Origin of the sequence: Pseudarthrobacter sp. NIBRBAC000502772 (assembly GCF_006517235.1) — a bacterium.
In the GTDB taxonomy this organism is placed as follows: domain Bacteria; phylum Actinomycetota; class Actinomycetes; order Actinomycetales; family Micrococcaceae; genus Arthrobacter.
This window is the reverse complement of sequence record NZ_CP041188.1, coordinates 401,465-420,479: the sequence shown is the minus strand read 5'-3', so window position 1 is coordinate 420,479 and position 19,015 is coordinate 401,465. Positions and strand designations below refer to the sequence as shown.

Below are 19,015 nucleotides of genomic sequence, written 5' to 3'. Positions count from 1 at the left end.
GCCACCGGAGTGCTTTCCCTGCCTCATTCCTGATCGATAGGGTGGGCTGGGACGCCGACCCATGTTTCGCCGTCGGGTACGTTGCTCAACACTGCCGCCCCATTTCCAACGGTCGCGTAGGACCCCACTGAAGTCCGTGCACGTACGCTGGAATTCAGTCCCAGGTAGGCCGCCCGGCCGATCCGGACTCCGCCGCCCAGCGACACACCGGCCGCGAACGTCGCGAAGTCCGCCACGTCGTCGTCGTGCGTGAAAGTCACGGACGGCATGGCCACAACATGAGCCCCAAGCGTGACCGAAGCCGTCAGCGTCACATTCCGCAGCATGATGCTGCCCCGGCCGATCCGGCAACCCTCGGGACACTCAACGGTGGGGTCGATCGCGGTGGCGTACCGGGCATCGCGCACGCCCTGGGCCGCGAGCCGTTCCACCACGGTTTCCCGGGATTTTCCCGAGGCCAGGCAGACCAGCACCAGGGCGTGCGTGAACTTGGAGGCGTCGTCAATGGTCCCCAGCACCGGCGCGCCGTCCACGGTGACGCCTGCCATTTCCTTGTCGTCGTCGAGCAGCCCGACGACGTCGTACTGCCCGCTGGCGCGGACCATGGTCAGGACCTCCCGGGCCAGCCCGCTTGCTGCGATCAGCACGAGTTCGCTCACCGGCGTACACCGGCGGCCGCCCGTACGGTGTTCATGACCCGGTTCAGGCCCACGTTGTCCAGGCCGTGGAAAATCGGGAGAACCAGGGTCCGGTCCGTCAACCGTTCGGTGTTCTGGAGCCCTGCGTTGCCAGTTTGGCGCCACCGGTAGGCAGGCTGCCGGTGAGCCGCCATGGCGCCGCGGCGCGCCGAAATTCCGGCGTCGGCCAGGCGGGCCAGGAGCCCTTCGCGGTCAATGGCGAAATTCGGGAGGACTTCGACCCAAAAGGACTGGAAGTTGGCCGTCCCGTACGGTGGGTCGGCCACGAACCGCAGACCAGCCAGGCCGGAAAGCCCTGCCTCATACTTCGCGGCGATCTCCCGGCGGCGAGCCACTATCTCGCCCAGCCGGCCGAGCTGCACGATGCCGACGGTGGCCTGCAGATCCGTCATCTGGTAGTCGAAGCCGATCTCGACGTACACCTCCGGCGCGGCAATGCGGGGTCCGCGACGGTCCGCCGCCGGCACGTTCAGGGAGTGGCCGCGGAGGCTCCGGGCCCGTGCCGCCCAGTCCGCCCGGTGGGTTGTCAGCATCCCGCCCTCGCCAGTGGTCAGCACATTGTCCTGGTGGAACGACCACACGGAAATGTCGGCCCCCGTGCCCACGGGCCTGCCCTTGTATTTCGAGCCAACGGCGCAGCCGGCGTCTTCGATCACAGTGATTTCGTGACGGTCGCACAACTCGCGGACGGGGTCCAGGTCAACGGGGACGCCGGACTGGTCCACCACGATCACGGCCCGCGTGTCCAGGGTCAATGCCGCCCGGACCGTTGCCGCCGTCACAGTCCCGGTGGCGGGGTCCACGTCGCAGAAAACCGGCCGTGCCCCGATATACGTCACCGCATTCGCCGTGGCGATGAAGGCCAGCGACGGCACCACCACGTCATCGCCGGGACCGATGCCGGCCACTATCAGCGCCAAGTGCAGGGCGGTGGTACTGCTGGAGGTTGCGACGGCGTGGCGCACTTCTTGAGAAACGCTGAACCTCGCCTCGAACTCCCTGACCTTGGGCCCTTGCGAGAGCAGACCGGAGGCCAGGACGTCCGCCACGGCCCGCGCTTCTTTGTCGCCGAGCCAGGGTTCCATGACGTTGATGCGCGCAAGGACGGTTTCCGCAGTCACCGTGCACCGGCCTTCCTGGTGGCCGTTCTCATGTCCGAGTCCTTCCCACGTGCAGTTCCGGGATGTGCATTGCCTATTGCAAAATTAGTCCGTTCCGTCCCGTTCCGGTGCGGAACGGAGGCGGTACTGCGGGCGCTGGCCGGGAACAATGCGGGAACTGCGGGTACCTGCAACGCCGGCGCCTCAGCCGGGGCCCGGCGGCGGGGCGCACCCATCCGGGGGCACGCCGCCCGGCCACTGTCCTAGACGGCAGGAAGGACGAACGGCTCCTTAGCCAGGGCGGCTGCCTTGCCGGCCGCAAGGGCCGTCAGCTGGGCTCGTGATTCGACTCCGAGCTTCCTGTAAATCGCAGTCAGGCGCACCTCCACGGTACGGACGGACACATAGAGGGTGGCCGCGATTTCCTTGTTCCGCATCCCGCGGGCCACCATTCGGGCCAGCACGCGTTCGTGGTCTGCAAGCATCAGCATCGCCGGATTGTCGGGCGTGCCGGCTGGTTCCACCCGCTCGTCGAGCAGCAGCGAGTCAACGTGCTGGGCCCAGGCATGGGCACCCGCTTCGTCGAACATCACTTTGGCACGAAGCAGACCGTCCCGGGCGCTCCGAATGCGGCCGAAGGCGTTGAGGCGTTCGGAGTAGCAGAGCAGTGTCCTGGCGCGTTCCAGCAGGGACTCCTGGGCGTTCCTGTTTGCAAGTGCATCGTTGAACATCTGGAGGGACTGCTCGCCGTCAGCCAGCATCGCCCGGCTTCGGGCAACCGCCATCATGAGCCAGGGCGAACGCAGGCCCACCGCCCGGCTTTCCAAGTGCCACAGTGCCTGGGCGGCTTCCCTGTGCCTGCCCAGCCTGACCAGGACTTCCACCAGATCGGCCTCACAGCGCAGCAGAGTCGGGTTGCTGAAGGCCTGGCCGATCTCCGCGGCCCGGGACAGCTGCGCGAAGGACTCGGCGAGATTTCCGCGCATGAGGGCAAAGTGCCCCTGGCACGCGGCCAGTTGCGCCGTGATGGCCGGGTGGCTTTCCGCCCCGGAGAAGTGCTGTGCGTCTGTTGCGTAGGCGTGGGCGAGTTCCTCGTTTCCGAGTGCATTGGCCCGCCAGACCCGGAAGACGTGCCGCATTCCACGGTGGTATTTGGTTTCCGGTTCGGCCAGTTCAAGGTCCTCGATCAGTTTCACGGCTTTACGGACGTTGCCGGCACGGATTTCGTTGTCCACAGCAAAGAAATTGGCGGTCTCCCGCCAATTGACGGTACTGGCCTCCAGGACGTTCCGCACCCGGGCAAAGGCCTCCTGGGCGGCAGCATGGTGTTCGGCATAGGCCAGCGCGCGGCCCTGTACCAGAAGGGCCGCCACCGTTTCGTTCCCGCCGTCGGGCTTGCGGCTGAACTGTCCGGACTTCCCGCCGATCACCTCGATGAGTCGCCGGGCGCTCTCCGCCAGCGCCAGGCAGTCGGGGGAGGCATGGTCCATGTACTTCTCGGCGTACTGCACCAGGCCGGTGGCGTCCTCAAGCTCCCAACGGTCCGCGTAGTACAGCGCACCGGCCACGAGCAGGCGGGCTGCAAATGCCGGATCATGCTGTCCGAGTTCCTTCACCAGCCGGAGCACCATGCTGGACCGCACGGCGCCGCCCTGGATGAACTGGATCTCGAAGGCGAGGCCTGTCAGTCGAAGGACCAAGGCAGGGTTCCGCGTCACCCGCTGGGCCCAGTCCAGGTAGCGCTTGGCGTAGACGAACTCACCCCTGTTCAACAGCAGTTCGGCCACCGTGGTGAGCCTGGCGGTCGTCTCCGCTTCCCAGGGGTTGATCGTCAGGGCCCGTTCAATGTACTCGACGGCGAAGGGCACCTCGCCGCTTCGGATCAGGTCAACGGCAAACCGGAGCAGGCCAAACGGAGTCTGCCGCTCCAAAGCGGTAAAACTCAGATGCCAGCGGTGGGCATAGGGATCCGCGGGCTCCGCCGCGGCCGCCATGGCACGGTGGCTGGCGGTCCGCGTTGCCGGTGTCATGGCAGCATAGACGTAGCCCCGGAGCAGCTGGTCCTGGATCCTCAGGTGTGGTCCGGACCTGTTGACCATGCCATTTGCCAGCAGTTCGTCGATCCCGCCCCACAGTTGGTCGCATGCCCGTTCCAAGGTGGCGATATCGCTGCGGCAGGACAGCGAGAGGAGGTCCAGGACCTGCCTCGCACCTGGCGAGAGCCCGCCCACGGTGGCGGCGAACTCGGCCTCGAAGCTGCCTTTGCCGGGGAGCGGGACGGGGAGTGCGTATTTTCCCTCGGCTTGGCGATCCAGCAGCAGCCCAAAAAGCTCGACGGCGGCGAGCGGGTTCCCCTGGGTGGCCGCGGCAACTGCGTGGACCGCCGCAGTCGCGGTCTGCCGAGCCGGAATGGACTCCAACATGCGGACCGTGTCGTTGTAGCTCAGCGGCGCCAGCTGGAGGGCCGGCAGGGAGGCGAAGGGACTGTCGGCAGTCTCTTCCCGCACGCTCATAAACAGTGCCATGTCCGTCCCGGTCAGCCGGCGTGCCAGGTAGCCGATCACGGCCTGGCTGCTGGGGTCCAGCTGGTCGGCATCATCGATGACGATGACCGTCCGGGACGACGAGCGCTGGTGCAGCCCGTTGAGCAGCATGGTGGAGACAGTGGGGACGTTCATGGCGCCGCTGGAATCGCGGAGCAGTTCATCGGCGAAGCGGTTAAGGACGGGGTCATCGATGCCGGTGAGGAGCGCGGTAAGGCCGGAGAGCGGCCAGTCGGACTCGGACACGCTCGCGGTGAGAAAAACGGTCCGGAAGTCGGAAAGGCGGGGAATCTCGGACAGGAGGGCGGATTTGCCCATCCCACGCCGGCCCACCACCTTGAGGGCTGAATCTTTAGGACCCCTGATTACGGAGAGTATCCGGTCCAATTCCCTGCTTCTGCCAATTAACGACATGTGGTCCCCATCCATCGAAGAAGGAGACCGAACTGCTTGCTCTATCCAAAATCCTGGGTCCATCCAGCCGCTTGCGCGACACGCGGACCGGCTATCCTGGCCGCGTCATTGCGTCCAGCACGGTACCCAGCCGTTCTTGCAAATATAGCCCTGTTCCGCGGCGTGCACCAGAGACTTTTTGCCTCAGGCGCGGAGCTTGTTTTCCGGGTTATCCACATAAGCCGCCGGACGCTTCCGGCGACGCGCGCGCTACGCGTAGCCTTGAGTCAAGCGCGAATCGCCTATCCGGTCCAAATGCACTAAGATATTGAAGTCTGTGCTGCGCCCTGCCTCCGTTCTGTTGGCCGGGCATCGCACGGCATCGCAAATGAACCTCCTGTTACGGAAATGCCGTAACCGCTTAGCCCAAAGGAGGTGGGTTCACATATGCGTCCTTACGAATTGATGGTAATCATCGACCCCGAGGTCGAAGAGCGTACCGTTGAGCCGTCGCTTCAGAAGTTCCTGAACGTCATCACCAACGATGGTGGAACCATCGAAAAGGTTGACATCTGGGGCCGTCGTCGACTGGCTTACGAAATCAAGAAGAAGTCCGAAGGTATCTACGCCGTGGTGAACTTCACCGCCAAGCCGGACACCGCCAAGGAACTTGACCGCCAGCTGTCTCTTAACGAGACCATCATGCGCACCAAGATCACCCGCCCCGAAGAGCAGAAGGTTGTTGCTGAGTAATTTCAGCTCCGATTTTCATTCTTTACCCGCAGGATCGAATTCTTCACCCAGGATCGAACAAGGAGGCAGTAGATGGCAGGCGAAACCACTATTACGGTCATCGGTAATCTCACCAGTGACCCGGAATTGCGGTTCACACCGTCAGGTTCGGCAGTCGCGAACTTCACCATCGCTTCCACCCCGCGCACCTTTGACCGCCAGTCCAATGAGTGGAAGGACGGGGAAACCCTGTTCCTCCGCGCAGCGGTTTGGCGTGAAGCAGCCGAGAACGTCGCCGAGTCCCTTACCAAGGGCATGCGCGTGATCGTTTCCGGCCGTTTGAAGAGCCGTTCCTACGAAACAAAAGAAGGCGAAAAGCGCACCGTTATCGAGCTCGAAGTCGATGAAATCGGCCCGAGCCTGCGTTACGCCAATGCCAAGGTCAACCGCACCCAGCGCTCCGGCGGTCAGGGTGGTCAGGGTGGCTTCGGCGGCGGCAACAGCGGCGGTGGCTTCGGAGGCGGCAACACTGGTGGAAACCAGGGCGGCAACTCCGGTGGAAGCTTCGGTGGCGGCAACCAGCCGGCTGCACAGGAGGATCCCTGGGCGACGCCCGGTGTCTCCAATGCAGGTGGCGGCTGGGGCAACGGCCCCGATTCCGAACCTCCCTTCTAAACCAATCATTTAGGCCCGACGCCGGGACCGCCGATAGTGCCGCAAGGCACCTGATGCGGCTGCCGCTGTCGGACCACCACCATCCCGTGGATCAACATCCACGGGCTCCATAGAATAGGAGCTCCACGATGGCTAAGGCTGAACTCCGTAAGCCCAAACCAAAGTCCAACCCCTTGAAGGCCGCTGACATCACTGTCATCGACTACAAGGACGTAGCATTGCTGCGCAAGTTCATCTCCGACCGCGGAAAGATCCGCGCCCGTCGCGTCACTGGCGTCACGGTGCAGGAACAGCGCAAGATCGCCCAGGCAATCAAGAACGCCCGCGAAGTTGCACTGCTGCCCTACTCCGGCGCTGGCCGCGGCTAAGGAAGGGACTGACTAACATGGCAAAGCTCATTCTGACCCACGAAGTAACCGGTCTCGGTGCCGCTGGCGACGTTGTCGAGGTCAAGGACGGTTACGCACGTAACTACCTGCTGCCCCGCAACTTCGCCCTGACCTGGTCGAAGGGTGGCGAGAAGCAGGTTGAGTCCATCAAGACTGCCCGCGCCGCCCGCGAGCACGCTTCCCTGGAAGACGCTCAGAAGCAGGCCGCTGCACTCTCCGCCAAGCCGGTCAAGCTCGTCGTCAAGGCTGGCGAGACCGGACGCCTGTTCGGCACCGTCAAGCAGGCCGACGTAGCCGACGCTGTTGAGGCCGCTGGCCTTGGCAAAATCGACAAGCGCAAGGTTGAACTGCCGGCACACATTAAGTCGGTTGGTTCCTACCAGGCCAACGTCCGCCTTCACGCTGACGTTGCCGCTGTGATCGAACTCAACGTAGTCGCAGGCAAGTAGCCTTTTCCGGTTACGCAGCCTCAAACTGCACAAAAACCCCCGTTGCCGTCACCGGCGGCGGGGGTTTTTGGTGCCCTCTTCCATAGGCAACGCGAAGTCACTTAGTGCCCGAAAAAAGCCTCTTGAGGGGCATTAAATGACCCCGCGTTGCTTTGGCCAGGAGGCGGGAAGTCAGGGGCTGTGAAGGGCTGTGGTCACGTGCCTGTAGCCAGCCTTGATCAGCTCGGCCAGCACCGCCTGGTCCACATCGTCGAGCCTGTTCACGTACAGGCACCCCGCACCGGTCTTGTGCTTCCCGAGCCGGGGCAGCAGTTCCGCAGCATCGGGCCCGTACATCAGCCCGTAGAGCGAGAGGCTTGCCTTCCGGGGTGAAAAGCCCACCGCCGCCGCGTCCCCTTCCCTGCCGCTCTCGTATTTGTAGTGGTACCGCCCAAAGCCCACGATGGTCGGCCCCCACATCTCGGGCTCTTTGCCGGTGATCTCCCTCATGAGCGCCAGCAGCCGCAGGCCATCACGGCGCCTGACAGGGTCCTCCACTGCGGCCAGGAATTCGTCCACTGAGGCGCCGGTTGCCTGGGTCTTGTTTTCAGCCATGACGGAAGTCTGGCAGAGCCCAGGTCACTTGTCAGCCACGCCGGTCCGGGTAATGACCTGCGGCGGTGAGCCAGAATACTTCCCCCGCTCGCCGCCGGCGATGCGCTGACACCGGTACGGCTCAGCCACCGTCCGGACGCCAGTACCGCAGCCCGCCGCTGGTGGTGCCGTCGCCGGCGACGTCGACCACGGCGTACGGGAACGCCCGACGGTCCGACTGGTCAGGTCCGCGACCACGGACGTCCGAACACCACGTGCCGGTGTTGACGTACCGGGTGGGAGACGCTTCGATCGCCGCCTCGAGGGCCCGGTGGGTGTGGCCCGAGACGTACCAGGCCACCCCGGAACCGTGCTCCTCGAGCGTACGTGCGAACCGGCCCGCTGCTGCAGGAGCCTCCTCGCCGGCGACTCTGTGCCCGGCGGCCGCGAGCACCATGCGAGTCGCGGCGACCGGGAGCGCCGACACCGTCCGGAACCGGGACAGGCGCGCCAGGTCCCGGACGGCCACCCCGTCGAGCGCGAGCCGCAGTGACTCGGTCTGCAACAGCTCGTCGTACGCAAGCTCCCGGACTCGGCGTTCCGCCCGCTCGGACGCCAGGCAGGCCCGGGCAACGGCCCCGGCACGGCTCAGGCGCGACCTCGACGGATGGGCGTTCCAGGCGGCGAGCGGGGGTAGGTTCAGCTCGTCGGTGCCGTTGACCGCCGCGCGGAGTACCTCGGGCATCCGGTGCAGCGCGTGGTGCTGGTGCCCGTGCTCGGCCACGAGCACGTGGGGCACGTGCAGGAACCACGGGTGCACCCGGACCCGCGTGGGCTCGGCGGGTGACAGCAGCGCCGACAGTCGGGCGGCAACCGAGGGCCGGGCCAGCTCCACGTCGTGGTTGCCGCACACGAAGTGCAGCTGCACGCCGCGCGCGGCACACGCCGCCAGCGCCCGGAACGTCTCTGGGTGGCGGGCGAGGATGGACTCAAGCCGGGCCAGGCTCTCGTCCTCGGTGAACCCGGCCAGCTCGAACGTGTCACCGACGAAGGCGACGTGCTGCTGCGGACCGGAGGCTGCGAGCACCTCGCGGCGCAGGAACTCGGGCAGCACGCTGCCGGGGGAGCGGGGGTCGTCGTCCGACACGCCCAGGTGGAGGTCGCTGAGGAGCCACCACCTCGCCGCGAGGCTCACGTGAGCAGTCCCAGCAATCGCGGAAGGAAGAGGAGCACGTACAACGTCCACATGACGGCGACGACCATGGGGCCCACCGTTAGGCCAAGGAGCCGCAGGCGAGTGGGCTGCCCGGCATCTGGTCCGGCGCGTCGGACCTCGAGCGCGATGAGGGTGATGAGCAGGGCGGCAGCCGCGAGCAGTCCCGCCAGGTTGATAATGACGTCGATCATGACGCGGCCTCCTGTCGTGCGCGTGCCAGGCACGCGAGGACGGTAATGACGCCCATCGTGACGACGCACGCCTGCCAGGACCACACAGCGAGGTAAAACATCGCCGTGGAGACCGCCGTGAGCGTGGCGAGGCCGAGCGCCAGGACGAGCAAAGCGCTGAGCGCGAGGTCGGTCACCTGCAGGAGTCGGGCCAGTGCCTGCCCCGGGAGCAGGATCAGGACCGCTATCGCGGCGACCGCCTGCAGCGGTGTGGGCAGCCCGACGAGCGTCACCACCGACAGCGCGACGGCCGCGAGACCGAGCACCAAGGTGTGCCGGCTGACGCTGACGCCGTTCATGGCGTCACCCGGTACACGCGTGCGTCGACGTTGCTGAACGCGAGCTCCACGCCGTCCTGCGTGCTCAGCCACTTCTCCAGCTCGGCGAAGCCGCCCGTGCTGCTGGAGCCCTGGAGCACGAGACTCGCCTCCGACGAGCGCGTGAGCAATACGACGGCACCGCCAGGGCTGTGCCGGGCGTAGTCGTAGACGAGTGGGCCGCACGTCGCCGTCGACAAGTCGGACCGGCACATGTCGTCGATCGTCCGGGCCCGGTGGTCGAGGTAGGCCTCGCTGCGCCACGGCGTCGGGTGGGCAGCCGAGATGATCGTCGAGCCGGGGGGCGCGAGACGCTGCACGGCGGCGACGGCGGCGATCTCAGGGTCGGTGAAGACGTCATACTGGGCGTTCCCGAAACGGCCCGTCACGGTCAGCACGGCCAGCAGGAAGCAGGTGAGGACGAGGCCCCCCGCGGCGCGGGAGGAGGGGCGTGTGCTGCCGTCCGTGGGAAGGAGGACCGAGCACGCCTGCAAGGCGATGAAGGGCAGCGCGAACAGCGAGACGCGGATGAGCATCTCCCCGCCGTACAGCTGCGCGGGGAAGAGCAGCAGTGGGGCGACGGCCAGGAGGACTACCCGAATGTCGAGACGTCCTCTGCGCCGGTCGCGCACCGCCCCCGCCGCGGCGAGTGCCCACAACACGAGGGTGAGAACGATCCGGACCTGCACCACGAGCACGTGACCAGCGGTCCCGCTCAGGCGGTCGATGACGTTCGCCTCGGTCGCGGCCAGCAGTCCTGCTTCCGCCAGGGGTGGGTTCCCGATGAGGTATGCACTCGCGGGGTAGACGAGCCAGAGCGTCAGCACGACGGCGGTGATCAGGGGCAGCCGGCTGGGCCAGACACGTCCGCTCAGGGTGAGAGCGGTGATGGCGATGAGCACGATGAACGGCGTCAGCTGATGGCTCGCGCAGATGACAGTGACGAGCAATAGGGTCACCACGAGGGCGCTCACACGGTGCCCCGGCCGGGGCTCGGCGGGCGACCGCCCTCGCCACCATGCCGCCAGGTCGGCGCGTCGGTAGCCGTGGAACTCGGGGGTCCGCGCGGCCAACGGGCCGATGAGCAGCGCGACCACGACGAGGTACAGGAAGAAGCCGAAAGCCTGGGGAGACAGGTAGTCCTGGTCCTGCCAGTTGCCGAGACAGAAGATCCAGAGCACGAGCCAGCGCCGTCGCGGATCGCGCGTCAGGTAGCCCGTCAGCACGCCCAGGGCAGCGAGCCACAGACCCATGTTGAGCACCGGTGCCCACAGGGCAACGGCCACCGGGTCGAGACCGGTCGCCTCGAGCACCGCCGCCAGGAGGGCGAAGAAACCCGGCCAGTTGAAGTACGCGTCGGTGTCCGGCGCGATCCCCTGGGTGCCCGAGAGGGCGTCGGCGATGCCGAGATGACGGAACGCGACCTCACCCCGCGGTACGTCCGTCACGAAGGCTGCGGTCCCGAAGAGCACGAGCACGAGCACCACGACGAGCCACACCATGACCGGGCGGCGCGCCGGGCCCGCGGCATCCCCCCGCAGCGCCACGACGAAGGCGACGTTCAGAAGCAGAACCCCCGCCCAGAACGGGTAGGGCAGCACGGCGACGAGCCCCAGGTCGCTGTTCACGGGTACGGCCACCGTGGAGGCGGCCCCCGCGGCAAGCGCCAGCGACACGACGCCCGCCAGTGCGCACCACACGTCGCGGGGCTTCCAGCGTCCCTCCGTGCGGCTGGTCGCATCGACCGTGCCGGTCACCGAGTGTCTCATCGTGCGTCCTTCCTTATGCGTCGGAGGACGGCGACCAGCCGGAGTCCGACCGCCGCGGCCACAATGGAGAGCACCACCAGCCACGCAAGGGCCATGGCGGTGGGGCCCCTGTCGGCGGTCCACAGCGCTGCGGCGCAGAGGGCGACTCCGAGCATCACGCCGACCACGATGGCCTCCGTGTAGCGACCGAGGGCCCGGCACACGGCGTTGTAGGCCTGCAGCACCGCGTACGGCACCAGTCCGGCCGCCAACCACCGCAGAGCTCCGGCGGACGAGTCGGCGTACCGCTCCCCCAGCAGGCTGAGCAGCGGGTGAGCGAGGAGGACGAGGACGGCGGCAGTCAGACCTCCTACGACGAGTGACCAACGGAGACTCGCCCAGGTGGTCGACACCAGGCGGGCCGGGTCCCGGACACCCTCGGAGAACTGGACGATGCCCATCAGCATCGGAGCGGAGTAGGCGGCCCAGGCCATCATCCATGCGGGATACCAGTAGGCAGCTGCCTCCGGCGCCACCATGTGCGCGAGCAGGAGCGGCAGCACCAGCCCCGGAGCGCGCTCGGTGAGGGTGAGGAGCTGGTACGGAAGGCCCACCGCCAGCAGTGGACGGCCGCGCGCCGGGCGCAAGGACAACCGCGGCCGGTAGCCGACCAGTCTTCGCAGCTGGACTGCGCCGACCACGCACGCCACGGTCGTCCCGAGGGTCCAGCAGGCCATCAGCACGTCGGCGGAGGCGCCATGCGCCCTCCAGGCCACGAGCGCTGCAGCCCCGAGTGAGACCCCGCCGCCCAACGCGTATCTTAAGCTCGCGCTGGCACCGCGTCCCAACGCCACGAGCGCCTGGTCCAGCACGATGACCAGGGTGCCGGTGACGGCAGCCACGAGGAACGTGAGCCAGAAGAGAACCGATAGCGAGGCCGTGTCCGGCGTCACGGCCGACTGCAGCACGAGGTAGCCGAGGGCCAGCACGGTGCCGGCGACCCCCACGATGGCGAACGCGGCGTCCAGCACCCGCGCGGGCGGCTCCCCTCGCCCCACCGCGACGATCACGGCCGACCCGGCGCCCAGCACCGCGAGCTGCGTGCAGATCATCACCGCCGCGACGGCGGCCATGGTGAGCCCGACTTCACGGTCGGACGTCGCGCGCGCGGCCACTACCCAGAAGGCGAAACCCGCGCCTGTCTGGGCGGCCTTGCCCACGATGAGGCCGAGCGAGCTGCGCAAGGCGGAGTGCCGGGCGGTCGAGCCGTCCCTGACAGTGGTCCCCCGCTCAGCGCTCACGACGCAACCCCTTCGCCAGGCCTGCGTAGTTATACCAGCAGAAGGCGAAGTAGTAGCGCAGCCACCGAGGCTGGCCCGCGGCGAGGCTCAAGGCGCTGCCCCGGACTGCCGCGGCGAAGGGCAGCAGCGCCAACCTCGCACCGCGCCAGCCGTGCTTGCGGACCATACGTCCCAGACCCGTTCCGTCCATGAGGAACTGGTCGAGCGCGAAGTCGAAGTCGTCTGCGGCGAAACGATGTTCGACGACGACCCGGCGTGACACCGCCGTTCGCAGCCCTGACTCCCGCATCCGCCAACGCAGCTCGATGTCCTCTCCCGACTTGAACGAGTCGTCGAAACCCACGCCCAGCATCAGGTCCCGGTCCACGACCGTCGCCACGAGCCCGAACCAGTTGCGGCTGCGGCCGGTGCGATGGTGATGTGCCAGCGCCTGCCCCCAGTAGCCCGGTCCGGCGACACTTTCCAGACCGGCCTGGAGGGCGTCGTAGCCGCCCTCGACCAGCTCCGCGAGCAGGTCGGCAACCCCTGCGGGCCCGAACACGACGTCGGCGTCGACGAGCAGGACCCAACGGGTGCTGCTGCTCTGCACACCGAGCGTTCGAGCCCATGGCAGGCCGCGCCCCTCGTCACTCAGGACCCGGGCACCGGCCGCGAGGGCGAGCTCGACGGTGCGGTCGGTGGAGCATCCGTCCACCACGATGATCTCGGCTACACCTGACTGACGCAGGGCCCCCAGACAGCGCGGGAGCAGGTGCTCCGCGTTGCGGGCCGGAACGACCGCGGTGACCTCGGCAAGGCTGTGACTCTCTGTGTCCCGCACCTCAGGCCTCCTGGTCGAGGACCGACGGCAGCAGCTCCTCGAGGTACCGGACGATGTCGTCCGACGCTTCGTCCGCCGTGTACGCGGAGGGCACCTGCAGCAGGTGGCAGGGACGTCCGTCGAGTGCCTTGCTCAGCACGACCCCCTTCGCCGCGAAGTGCTCGCGCCACGGGAGGACGGACGTGGCCGCCAGGCCAGTCACGACCCGCTGCGAAAAGCCCGCCATCTCGATGTGGAAGTTGCCGATCATGCGGTCGACCATCCAGTCGCTCGTCCGCTCGACGATCCGAGACCGGGCGCCCTCGAAGCGCTCGATGTAGATGGCAGCCGCGAGCGGGGCCGAGGTCGTCACTTCTCGCCCCGGGAACGCGGTCCCCGCCTCGACCATGCGGTGCTCCGGCGACCATCGCCTGGAGAAGTCCGCGAGGCGCGGATAACGGATGACGTATGGATGCACCACCGTCGTGAGACGGCCGACGCTCTTCGAGAGCTGTGACGGGACGAGGGGTTTCCGGACACCTTCGAAAAGGTGCGGGTAGATGGCCCGGTGGTGCGGCTTGATGAACATCGGCTTCGCGTAGCCGAGCAGTGTGGCGTCCTCGGCGAGGAAGGCCCAGTCGTCACCCATGAACGACCACCCCTCGCGCCGCATCAGCTTGGCAGCGGTGCTCGTCTTACCGGTCCCTCCGGCGGCCGGAAGCGCAATCGCGTGACCCCGGTACGCCATCGTTGCCGCGTGGATCATGCCGGCTCCTCGACCGACCATGGCGACATCGAGAACAGGGACCACGGAGGTCAACAGCTCGCCCGGCCCGTGAATGCGCCACTGCTCTGCGTCCCTCACGATCTGGACCCGATCGGCTTGGAAGCGCACGCTGTTCCCCGTGTACGCGAGCTCGTGCTCGAGCAGACCCGCATCCGGCATTGGCTCCGGCCCGGCGTCGACGACGATGTCGGCCGGCCGTTCGGTGTCGGTGGCGAAACACGCCAACATGCTCTGGAGCTGGGTCGCTGACGGCGCCTTTGCGTCGACGCGGATCGTGATGCGGCCGTGAATGTCGAAGTGCAGTGCCTTGCTCTGCCAGGTGCGCATGGTCGTCTCCTGTCTGGGTGGTCTCGGTCGGTTGGTGTCTCGGCCCCGGCGACTAATCCAGCCAGTGCCTCTAGAGGAATTCGAAACCCCCGGCCGAGTGACTCTGCCCGTAAATTGAGCATATGACCAGCCCGGCCAGGTAAACACCAGTATTGAGTACTCGCTTTTTGTATCGCGTCCTACATAGGGAATTTCGTGCTCCCGCCAGAGCTAGGTGTGGAGGGGCAGCGCCAAGTGATCTGTTAGGTGCATTGGGGACTTATCGCGTAAGCGCTTAGGTAGCCGGGGTGCCCCTCCCGCGAATCCCGGAAAACGCAAATACTCGTTTCATGCCGCCCGGAGTGCAACCGCCGGTGACCTGGCACCGCTGGAATAAACGCGGACAGGCATCGGTTATCTCGATACATGCAAACACATGTAGCATAGGCTGTACCGAACCTCAGGAGTCCAAGTGGAAACCCGCCGCATCACCGTACTGTCCGCCGGCCTGGGCGTGCCGTCCTCGAGCAGGCTGCTCGCCGACCAGCTCGCCGCTGCAGCAGAGCACCGCCTCGCCGATGCGGGTTTCGAGGTGAAGGTTGAGGTCGTTGAGCTCCGGGACCTCGCGGTGGACATCGCCAACAACTTTGTCACCGGCTATGCGGCCCCTCGCCTGGCGGATGTCATTGCCGGCGTGGAGGCAACCGACGGCATCATTGCCGTTAGCCCGGTGTTCAGCGCTTCCTACAGCGGCCTGTTCAAGTCCTTCATTGACGTCCTGGACCCCAAGTCCCTGGACGGGAAGGCTGTCCTTCTGGGTGCCACTGGCGGCACGGACCGCCACCAGATGGTCCTCGAGTACGCGATGCGCCCGCTGTTCAGCTACCTGCGCACCAGGATGGCCGCTACGGCCGTTTTCGCCGGCCCCCAGGACTGGGGAAACACGGACGACGGCGGCTCGCCCCTCTCATCGCGGATCGACCGGGCGGCGGCTGAGTTTGCCGCCCTCCTCGCGGAGGATCAGCCCGGCCGCAAGCCGGCGGCACTGGAGTCCCTGCCGTTCGCACAGCTCCTGGCAGGCATTTCCGGCGGACGCTAAGGCGCCGGTCCGCAAAGTCCGCGCCCGTCCGCAAAGCTCCCCCGTCAGCGCCCGGGATCCCGGCGTCTGAACTATTCGGTGTTCCCGGTCGTTGACCGGAACATGAAATGTCCTGTGGATTCAATTGACCTGATAATGAGCGAACGCAGCGGCGTCGAGATCGACTACTGCCCGCAGTGCCGCGGCGTCTGGCTGGACCGCGGTGAGCTGGACAAGATCATCGACCGCGCCAACGAAGCTATGAACGGCCGCGCTCCTACGCCGGCGCGCCCGGCGGCCGCGGCGCCTGTCGCTGCTCCGGTTCCGCCCCCGCTGTATCCGAACTTTGAACCCCGCCGCGAGCAGCCGCGGTACGAGCAGCCCCGTTACGACCAGCCGCGCTACGACGACCGGAAGTACGACAAGCCGGCGTATGACCTCGACCACGACCGCCGGCGGCCCAAAAAGAAGGAAGGCTGGCTGGGAGACATCTTCGACTTCTGACGGCCGGACGGTGCACTGTGCCGCGGCTGGGAGCCCTGGGGTCCGGGAGCGTAGCCGCCCAGGAGCCCTAGTCGTCCAGGAGGGCGATGAACTCGCGTGCCTGCTTCATGGAGATGTCCGAGTGCTTGGTCAGCGCAGTGGCGGCGCCTTCGGTATCGCCACTGCGCGCCAACGTGCGGATGCGGCCGTAGATCTCGTCGTTGAGCATATTGCTGCTGACCTCACGCGTCACATCTCCCTTGCTGGCAATGGCGCGGTAGCGGTAGGGGAACCGCTGGGGCGTGTCGTCATCGTCGGGCTCCGCCTCCGCCGCTTCGGCGGCAGGGCTGCGGTAGGCCTGCGGGTGGGCGGCCAACGCCCCCACCGCGTCCCGGGATGCCCGCAGTCCTTCTCCTGTGGCCTCGTAGTACAGCTTGATGGCCGCCATCGCCTGTCCCTGGGCAATCAGCGCGTACAACCTGCGGTGCTGGTCCTCAGAGAGCTTGGCGGCGGCGCGGCGGGCCACCTCAACCGGATCCGGCGCAGGGGCCGTGCCGGCCTGCTTGACGGCCGCCTGCCGCCTGCTGACCGCCCGGGCAGCCAATGCGACACCGGCGGCCACGACCGCGAGGATGATAACGGGGATCACGAGCGATTCCATTTCTAAAGCCGATCTACATACTTTTTGGCTGTCGCCAGGTCCGTTTGGGTTGCCTGGCGGAGGAGTTTGATGGCCTGGATCTTGTGCCCGTCGTGCACCATTGTCTGCAACTGCATGGCCAGCTGAGGGTCCAGAATCCCGCCGGGGAGCGCCGCATAGCCATACTGGCCGGCACCCGCTCCGGACTGCCCGCGCCGTGCTGCCCGGGCGTGGTCTTCCTGCTGCGATTGCTGTTGTTCGTTCTGGCTGGGCCGGGTGTTGGCTTCCAGGCGGGCACGCACGGCTGTTGCCACGCGTACCTGCTCGGCATAGTGCTCCGCGGAGCGCCGGGCCAGGTCCTGCTGGTACTTCTCGGCGTCGGACGTCCCGGAATTACGGGGTCTGAGGGCCGTCGTAAATGCCCAGATTATTGCCGCCAACACGCCGGCCGGCAGAAACACCATCAGTACATCGCCCATAGTCAGAGCTTATGCCAGATGCCCGTTATCCACAGCACATTCCGGCCGTTGCATACAGCCGATTCGCTGTGGCGTCAAAAGATGCCGGCAGGTGTGCGATGCATCACTAAACGGGTATGAATCGCCGGTGGAGGTGCCCGGATATCCGGATCTTTCAACAGCGCCGCGCCGCAAGCTGTGGATGAAGGTTGCGAAAAAAAGAATTTAGTCCACATGCTCGACGAACGTTTTCGCAGGTCAGACGCCTATATACGGCAAAAGTTTTTTTGTTTCCACAGGTTCACCCACAGGCTGTGCACAAGCTATGCCCCTTAGTGCACAGGTTATCCACAGCCCTCGGGGTTGGTGGGCTTGGACGCTGAGGCGGTGGCGGCTACCGTTGCGGGATACCTGCTTTTGGGGTGCTGTGACGCCGTCGCGCACATGTGCTGTCGCAGCAGTGGAGGACTTCGGTCCGGCTGCTGCGGCGCTTTCTGTGGATAACTTGCGGAACATGGGGATAACTCCCACGCGCGTTGCGCAGACTCAACGTTGCGGAGGCTTCAATCGGGCCCGCCGGGCTTCATTGTCGGAGGCCGCTGATAGACCTGAACGTATGCCGTCCCGTGGAGGTCCCGCAGGAGGGCATCCCGGCAGGTGAATGACTTACTCGCCGCATCAAGTCGCGGCACACTATGGAGGACGGCAGCTTTGTCAGTAACGCACCTGGACTCGATCGAGGGTACCCGCGGATCAGAAGGCAGCCGTAAGCCACCACAGGACATTCCCGCTGAGCAGTCCGTCCTCGGCGGCATGATGCTGTCCAAGGACGCCATCGCTGACGTTGTGGAAATCCTCCGCGGACAGGACTTCTACCGGCCTGCACACGAGACCATCTACGAGGCGATCATCGACCTCTACGGCCGCGGCGAGCCGGCGGATGCGGTTACGGTCTCGGACGAACTGACCAAGCGCGCAGAGATCAACCGGATCGGCGGACCCGCCTACCTGCACGAGCTCATCCAGACTGTCCCTACGGCCGCCAATGCCGGCTACTACGCCGAAATCGTGGCAGAGCGCGCCATTCTGCGCCGGCTCGTCAACGCAGGCACCAAAATCGTCCAGCTGGGATACGGTTCGGACGGTGAGGTGGAGGACCTGGTCAACCAGGCACAGGCCGAGGTTTACGCCGTCGCGGAGCGGCGCACAGCAGAGGACTATGTGGTCCTCAAGGACGTCATGGAAGCCACGGTGGACGAGATCGAAGCGTCCGGACACCGCGGGGAAGGCATGACCGGTGTGCCAACGGGGTTCTACGAACTCGATGAACTCACCCATGGATTGCACCCGGGGCAGATGATCGTTATTGCCGCCCGTCCGGCAGTTGGCAAGTCCACGTTTGCCCTGGACTTCGCCCGCTCGGCCGCCATCAAGAACAACCTGGCAACCGTGATGTTCTCGCTCGAAATGGGCCGGAACGAAATCGCCATGCGCCTGTTGTCGGCAGAGGCAACCATCGGCCTGCAGGACCTTCGCAAGGGCACCATCAAGGACGAGCAATGGTCCAAGATCGCCACTACCATGGGCCGGATGAATGATGCCCCGCTCTTCATCGATGACAGCCCGAACATGTCGCTGATGGAAATCAGGGCCAAGTGCCGCCGCCTCAAGCAGCAGCATGACCTGAAGCTCGTGATCCTGGATTACCTGCAGCTCATGAGCTCCGGCAAGAAGGTGGAGTCACGCCAGCAGGAAGTCTCCGAGTTCTCCCGTGCGCTGAAGCTGCTGGCCAAGGAACTCCAGGTTCCGGTCATCGCCCTGTCGCAGCTCAACCGTGGCTCCGAGCAGCGCCAGGACAAGCGGCCCATGGTCTCTGACCTCCGCGAATCCGGCTCCATCGAGCAGGATGCGGACATGGTCATCCTGCTCCACCGTGAGGACGTCTACGACAAGGAATCCCCGCGTGCGGGCGAGGCGGACATCCTGATCGCCAAGCACCGTAACGGCCCCACCAAGGACATCGTGGTGGCATTCCAGGGTCACTACTCGCGCTTCGCCAACATGGCGGCCGACGCCGGCGGCAGCGGCTTCTAGGACCGT

General features: G+C 66.2%; 20 protein-coding genes. 7 read left to right on the top strand and 13 right to left on the bottom strand.

The features are described from left to right. Positions 1-23: 23 nt before the first annotated feature. The 3 genes from NIBR502772_RS01995 to NIBR502772_RS01985 form a co-directional block, all read right to left on the bottom strand. Complete coding sequence (locus NIBR502772_RS01995) at positions 24-659, bottom strand: NeuD/PglB/VioB family sugar acetyltransferase (protein ID WP_056341684.1); 636 nt, start codon at positions 657-659, stop codon at positions 24-26. Next, complete coding sequence (locus tag NIBR502772_RS01990) at positions 656-1,819, bottom strand: DegT/DnrJ/EryC1/StrS aminotransferase family protein (RefSeq protein WP_246848663.1); 1,164 nt, start codon at positions 1,817-1,819, stop codon at positions 656-658. The genes NIBR502772_RS01995 and NIBR502772_RS01990 overlap by 4 nt, the downstream gene beginning before the upstream one ends. A 242-nt stretch (positions 1,820-2,061) precedes the next feature. Next, a complete protein-coding gene (locus NIBR502772_RS01985; RefSeq protein ID WP_141138849.1) occupies positions 2,062-4,755 on the bottom strand; it encodes a LuxR family transcriptional regulator in 2,694 nt (897 codons plus the stop codon). 426 nt (positions 4,756-5,181) lie between these two features. Here NIBR502772_RS01985 and rpsF point away from each other — a divergent pair, with 426 nt between their 5' ends. The 4 genes from rpsF (at position 5,182) to rplI (ending at position 6,979) form a co-directional block, all read left to right on the top strand. After that, on the top strand, positions 5,182-5,487 hold the full coding sequence (gene rpsF / locus NIBR502772_RS01980) for a 30S ribosomal protein S6 (protein WP_011693941.1): 306 nt from the start codon (positions 5,182-5,184) through the stop codon (positions 5,485-5,487). Between the two features lie 72 nt (positions 5,488-5,559). After that, positions 5,560-6,141, top strand: a complete 582-nt coding sequence (locus NIBR502772_RS01975) for a single-stranded DNA-binding protein (RefSeq protein ID WP_056341689.1) — start codon at positions 5,560-5,562, stop codon at positions 6,139-6,141. A 128-nt stretch (positions 6,142-6,269) separates the two neighbouring features. Then, entirely contained in the window at positions 6,270-6,509 is a 240-nt protein-coding gene (rpsR, locus tag NIBR502772_RS01970; protein WP_003800144.1) for a 30S ribosomal protein S18, read from the top strand. A 17-nt stretch (positions 6,510-6,526) separates the two neighbouring features. After that, positions 6,527-6,979, top strand: a complete 453-nt coding sequence (gene rplI, locus NIBR502772_RS01965; RefSeq protein ID WP_056341694.1) for a 50S ribosomal protein L9 — start codon at positions 6,527-6,529, stop codon at positions 6,977-6,979. A gap of 171 nt (positions 6,980-7,150) precedes the next feature. Here rplI and NIBR502772_RS01960 read toward each other — a convergent pair whose 3' ends face one another. From NIBR502772_RS01960 to NIBR502772_RS01925, 8 genes are all read right to left on the bottom strand, one after another. After that, positions 7,151-7,573, bottom strand: a complete 423-nt coding sequence (locus NIBR502772_RS01960) for a DUF1801 domain-containing protein (RefSeq protein WP_141138848.1) — start codon at positions 7,571-7,573, stop codon at positions 7,151-7,153. 121 nt (positions 7,574-7,694) lie between these two features. Continuing rightward, a complete protein-coding gene (locus NIBR502772_RS01955; protein WP_141138847.1) occupies positions 7,695-8,747 on the bottom strand; it encodes a hypothetical protein in 1,053 nt (350 codons plus the stop codon). Beyond that, positions 8,744-8,959 carry a hypothetical protein gene (locus NIBR502772_RS01950; RefSeq protein WP_141138846.1) on the bottom strand — a complete coding sequence of 72 codons (216 nt, stop codon included), beginning with the start codon at positions 8,957-8,959 and terminating at the stop codon, positions 8,744-8,746. The genes NIBR502772_RS01955 and NIBR502772_RS01950 overlap by 4 nt, the downstream gene beginning before the upstream one ends. Beyond that, the gene (locus tag NIBR502772_RS01945; protein ID WP_141138845.1) at positions 8,956-9,297 is read right to left on the bottom strand and encodes a hypothetical protein; all 342 of its coding nucleotides are present in this window, start codon (positions 9,295-9,297) and stop codon (positions 8,956-8,958) included. Before NIBR502772_RS01945 ends, NIBR502772_RS01950 begins: the two co-directional genes overlap by 4 nt. After that, complete coding sequence (locus NIBR502772_RS01940; RefSeq protein WP_141138844.1) at positions 9,294-11,072, bottom strand: glycosyltransferase; 1,779 nt, start codon at positions 11,070-11,072, stop codon at positions 9,294-9,296. The genes NIBR502772_RS01945 and NIBR502772_RS01940 overlap by 4 nt, the downstream gene beginning before the upstream one ends. Positions 11,073-11,080: 8 nt before the next feature. After that, the gene (locus tag NIBR502772_RS01935; protein ID WP_141138843.1) at positions 11,081-12,364 is read right to left on the bottom strand and encodes a lipopolysaccharide biosynthesis protein; all 1,284 of its coding nucleotides are present in this window, start codon (positions 12,362-12,364) and stop codon (positions 11,081-11,083) included. After that, on the bottom strand, positions 12,354-13,184 hold the full coding sequence (locus NIBR502772_RS01930; RefSeq protein ID WP_141138842.1) for a glycosyltransferase: 831 nt from the start codon (positions 13,182-13,184) through the stop codon (positions 12,354-12,356). Before NIBR502772_RS01930 ends, NIBR502772_RS01935 begins: the two co-directional genes overlap by 11 nt. Position 13,185: 1 nt before the next feature. Next, positions 13,186-14,277, bottom strand: a complete 1,092-nt coding sequence (locus tag NIBR502772_RS01925) for a hypothetical protein (RefSeq protein ID WP_141138841.1) — start codon at positions 14,275-14,277, stop codon at positions 13,186-13,188. Between the two features lie 451 nt (positions 14,278-14,728). On the opposite strand from NIBR502772_RS01925, the gene NIBR502772_RS01920 reads away from it, so the two are divergent. Both NIBR502772_RS01920 and NIBR502772_RS01915 read left to right on the top strand, forming a co-directional pair. Beyond that, positions 14,729-15,355 (top strand): CE1759 family FMN reductase, encoded by a 627-nt coding sequence (locus NIBR502772_RS01920; RefSeq protein ID WP_056341725.1) that lies wholly within the window; start codon positions 14,729-14,731, stop codon positions 15,353-15,355. Positions 15,356-15,457: 102 nt separating this feature from the next. Continuing rightward, on the top strand, positions 15,458-15,838 hold the full coding sequence (locus tag NIBR502772_RS01915; protein WP_141138840.1) for a zf-TFIIB domain-containing protein: 381 nt from the start codon (positions 15,458-15,460) through the stop codon (positions 15,836-15,838). A gap of 67 nt (positions 15,839-15,905) precedes the next feature. Here the strand turns inward: NIBR502772_RS01915 and NIBR502772_RS01910 are convergent, their stop codons facing one another. Further along, positions 15,906-16,478, bottom strand: coding sequence for a hypothetical protein (locus NIBR502772_RS01910; protein ID WP_141138839.1), 573 nt, complete (start codon positions 16,476-16,478; stop codon positions 15,906-15,908). A gap of 2 nt (positions 16,479-16,480) precedes the next feature. Further along, complete coding sequence (locus tag NIBR502772_RS01905) at positions 16,481-16,936, bottom strand: hypothetical protein (protein WP_210412370.1); 456 nt, start codon at positions 16,934-16,936, stop codon at positions 16,481-16,483. A 690-nt stretch (positions 16,937-17,626) separates the two neighbouring features. Here NIBR502772_RS01905 and dnaB point away from each other — a divergent pair. Next, the gene (dnaB, locus tag NIBR502772_RS01900) at positions 17,627-19,009 is read left to right on the top strand and encodes a replicative DNA helicase (RefSeq protein WP_058930676.1); all 1,383 of its coding nucleotides are present in this window, start codon (positions 17,627-17,629) and stop codon (positions 19,007-19,009) included. Positions 19,010-19,015 lie beyond the last annotated feature (6 nt).

Excerpts from the sequence above, each read along its gene's own strand:
- NIBR502772_RS01985 (WP_141138849.1), bottom strand. The coding sequence starts at position 4,755 with ATGTCGTTAATTGGCAGAAGCAGGGAATTGGACCGGATACTCTCCGTA.
- rpsF (WP_011693941.1), top strand. The coding sequence starts at position 5,182 with ATGCGTCCTTACGAATTGATGGTAATCATCGACCCCGAGGTCGAAGAG.
- NIBR502772_RS01975 (WP_056341689.1), top strand. The coding sequence starts at position 5,560 with ATGGCAGGCGAAACCACTATTACGGTCATCGGTAATCTCACCAGTGAC.
- rpsR (WP_003800144.1), top strand. The coding sequence starts at position 6,270 with ATGGCTAAGGCTGAACTCCGTAAGCCCAAACCAAAGTCCAACCCCTTG.
- rplI (WP_056341694.1), top strand. The coding sequence starts at position 6,527 with ATGGCAAAGCTCATTCTGACCCACGAAGTAACCGGTCTCGGTGCCGCT.
- NIBR502772_RS01960 (WP_141138848.1), bottom strand. The coding sequence starts at position 7,573 with ATGGCTGAAAACAAGACCCAGGCAACCGGCGCCTCAGTGGACGAATTC.
- NIBR502772_RS01950 (WP_141138846.1), bottom strand. The coding sequence starts at position 8,959 with ATGATCGACGTCATTATCAACCTGGCGGGACTGCTCGCGGCTGCCGCC.
- NIBR502772_RS01945 (WP_141138845.1), bottom strand. The coding sequence starts at position 9,297 with ATGAACGGCGTCAGCGTCAGCCGGCACACCTTGGTGCTCGGTCTCGCG.
- NIBR502772_RS01925 (WP_141138841.1), bottom strand. The coding sequence starts at position 14,277 with ATGCGCACCTGGCAGAGCAAGGCACTGCACTTCGACATTCACGGCCGC.
- NIBR502772_RS01915 (WP_141138840.1), top strand. The coding sequence starts at position 15,458 with ATGAAATGTCCTGTGGATTCAATTGACCTGATAATGAGCGAACGCAGC.
- NIBR502772_RS01910 (WP_141138839.1), bottom strand. The coding sequence starts at position 16,478 with ATGGAATCGCTCGTGATCCCCGTTATCATCCTCGCGGTCGTGGCCGCC.
- NIBR502772_RS01905 (WP_210412370.1), bottom strand. The coding sequence starts at position 16,936 with ATGGGCGATGTACTGATGGTGTTTCTGCCGGCCGGCGTGTTGGCGGCA.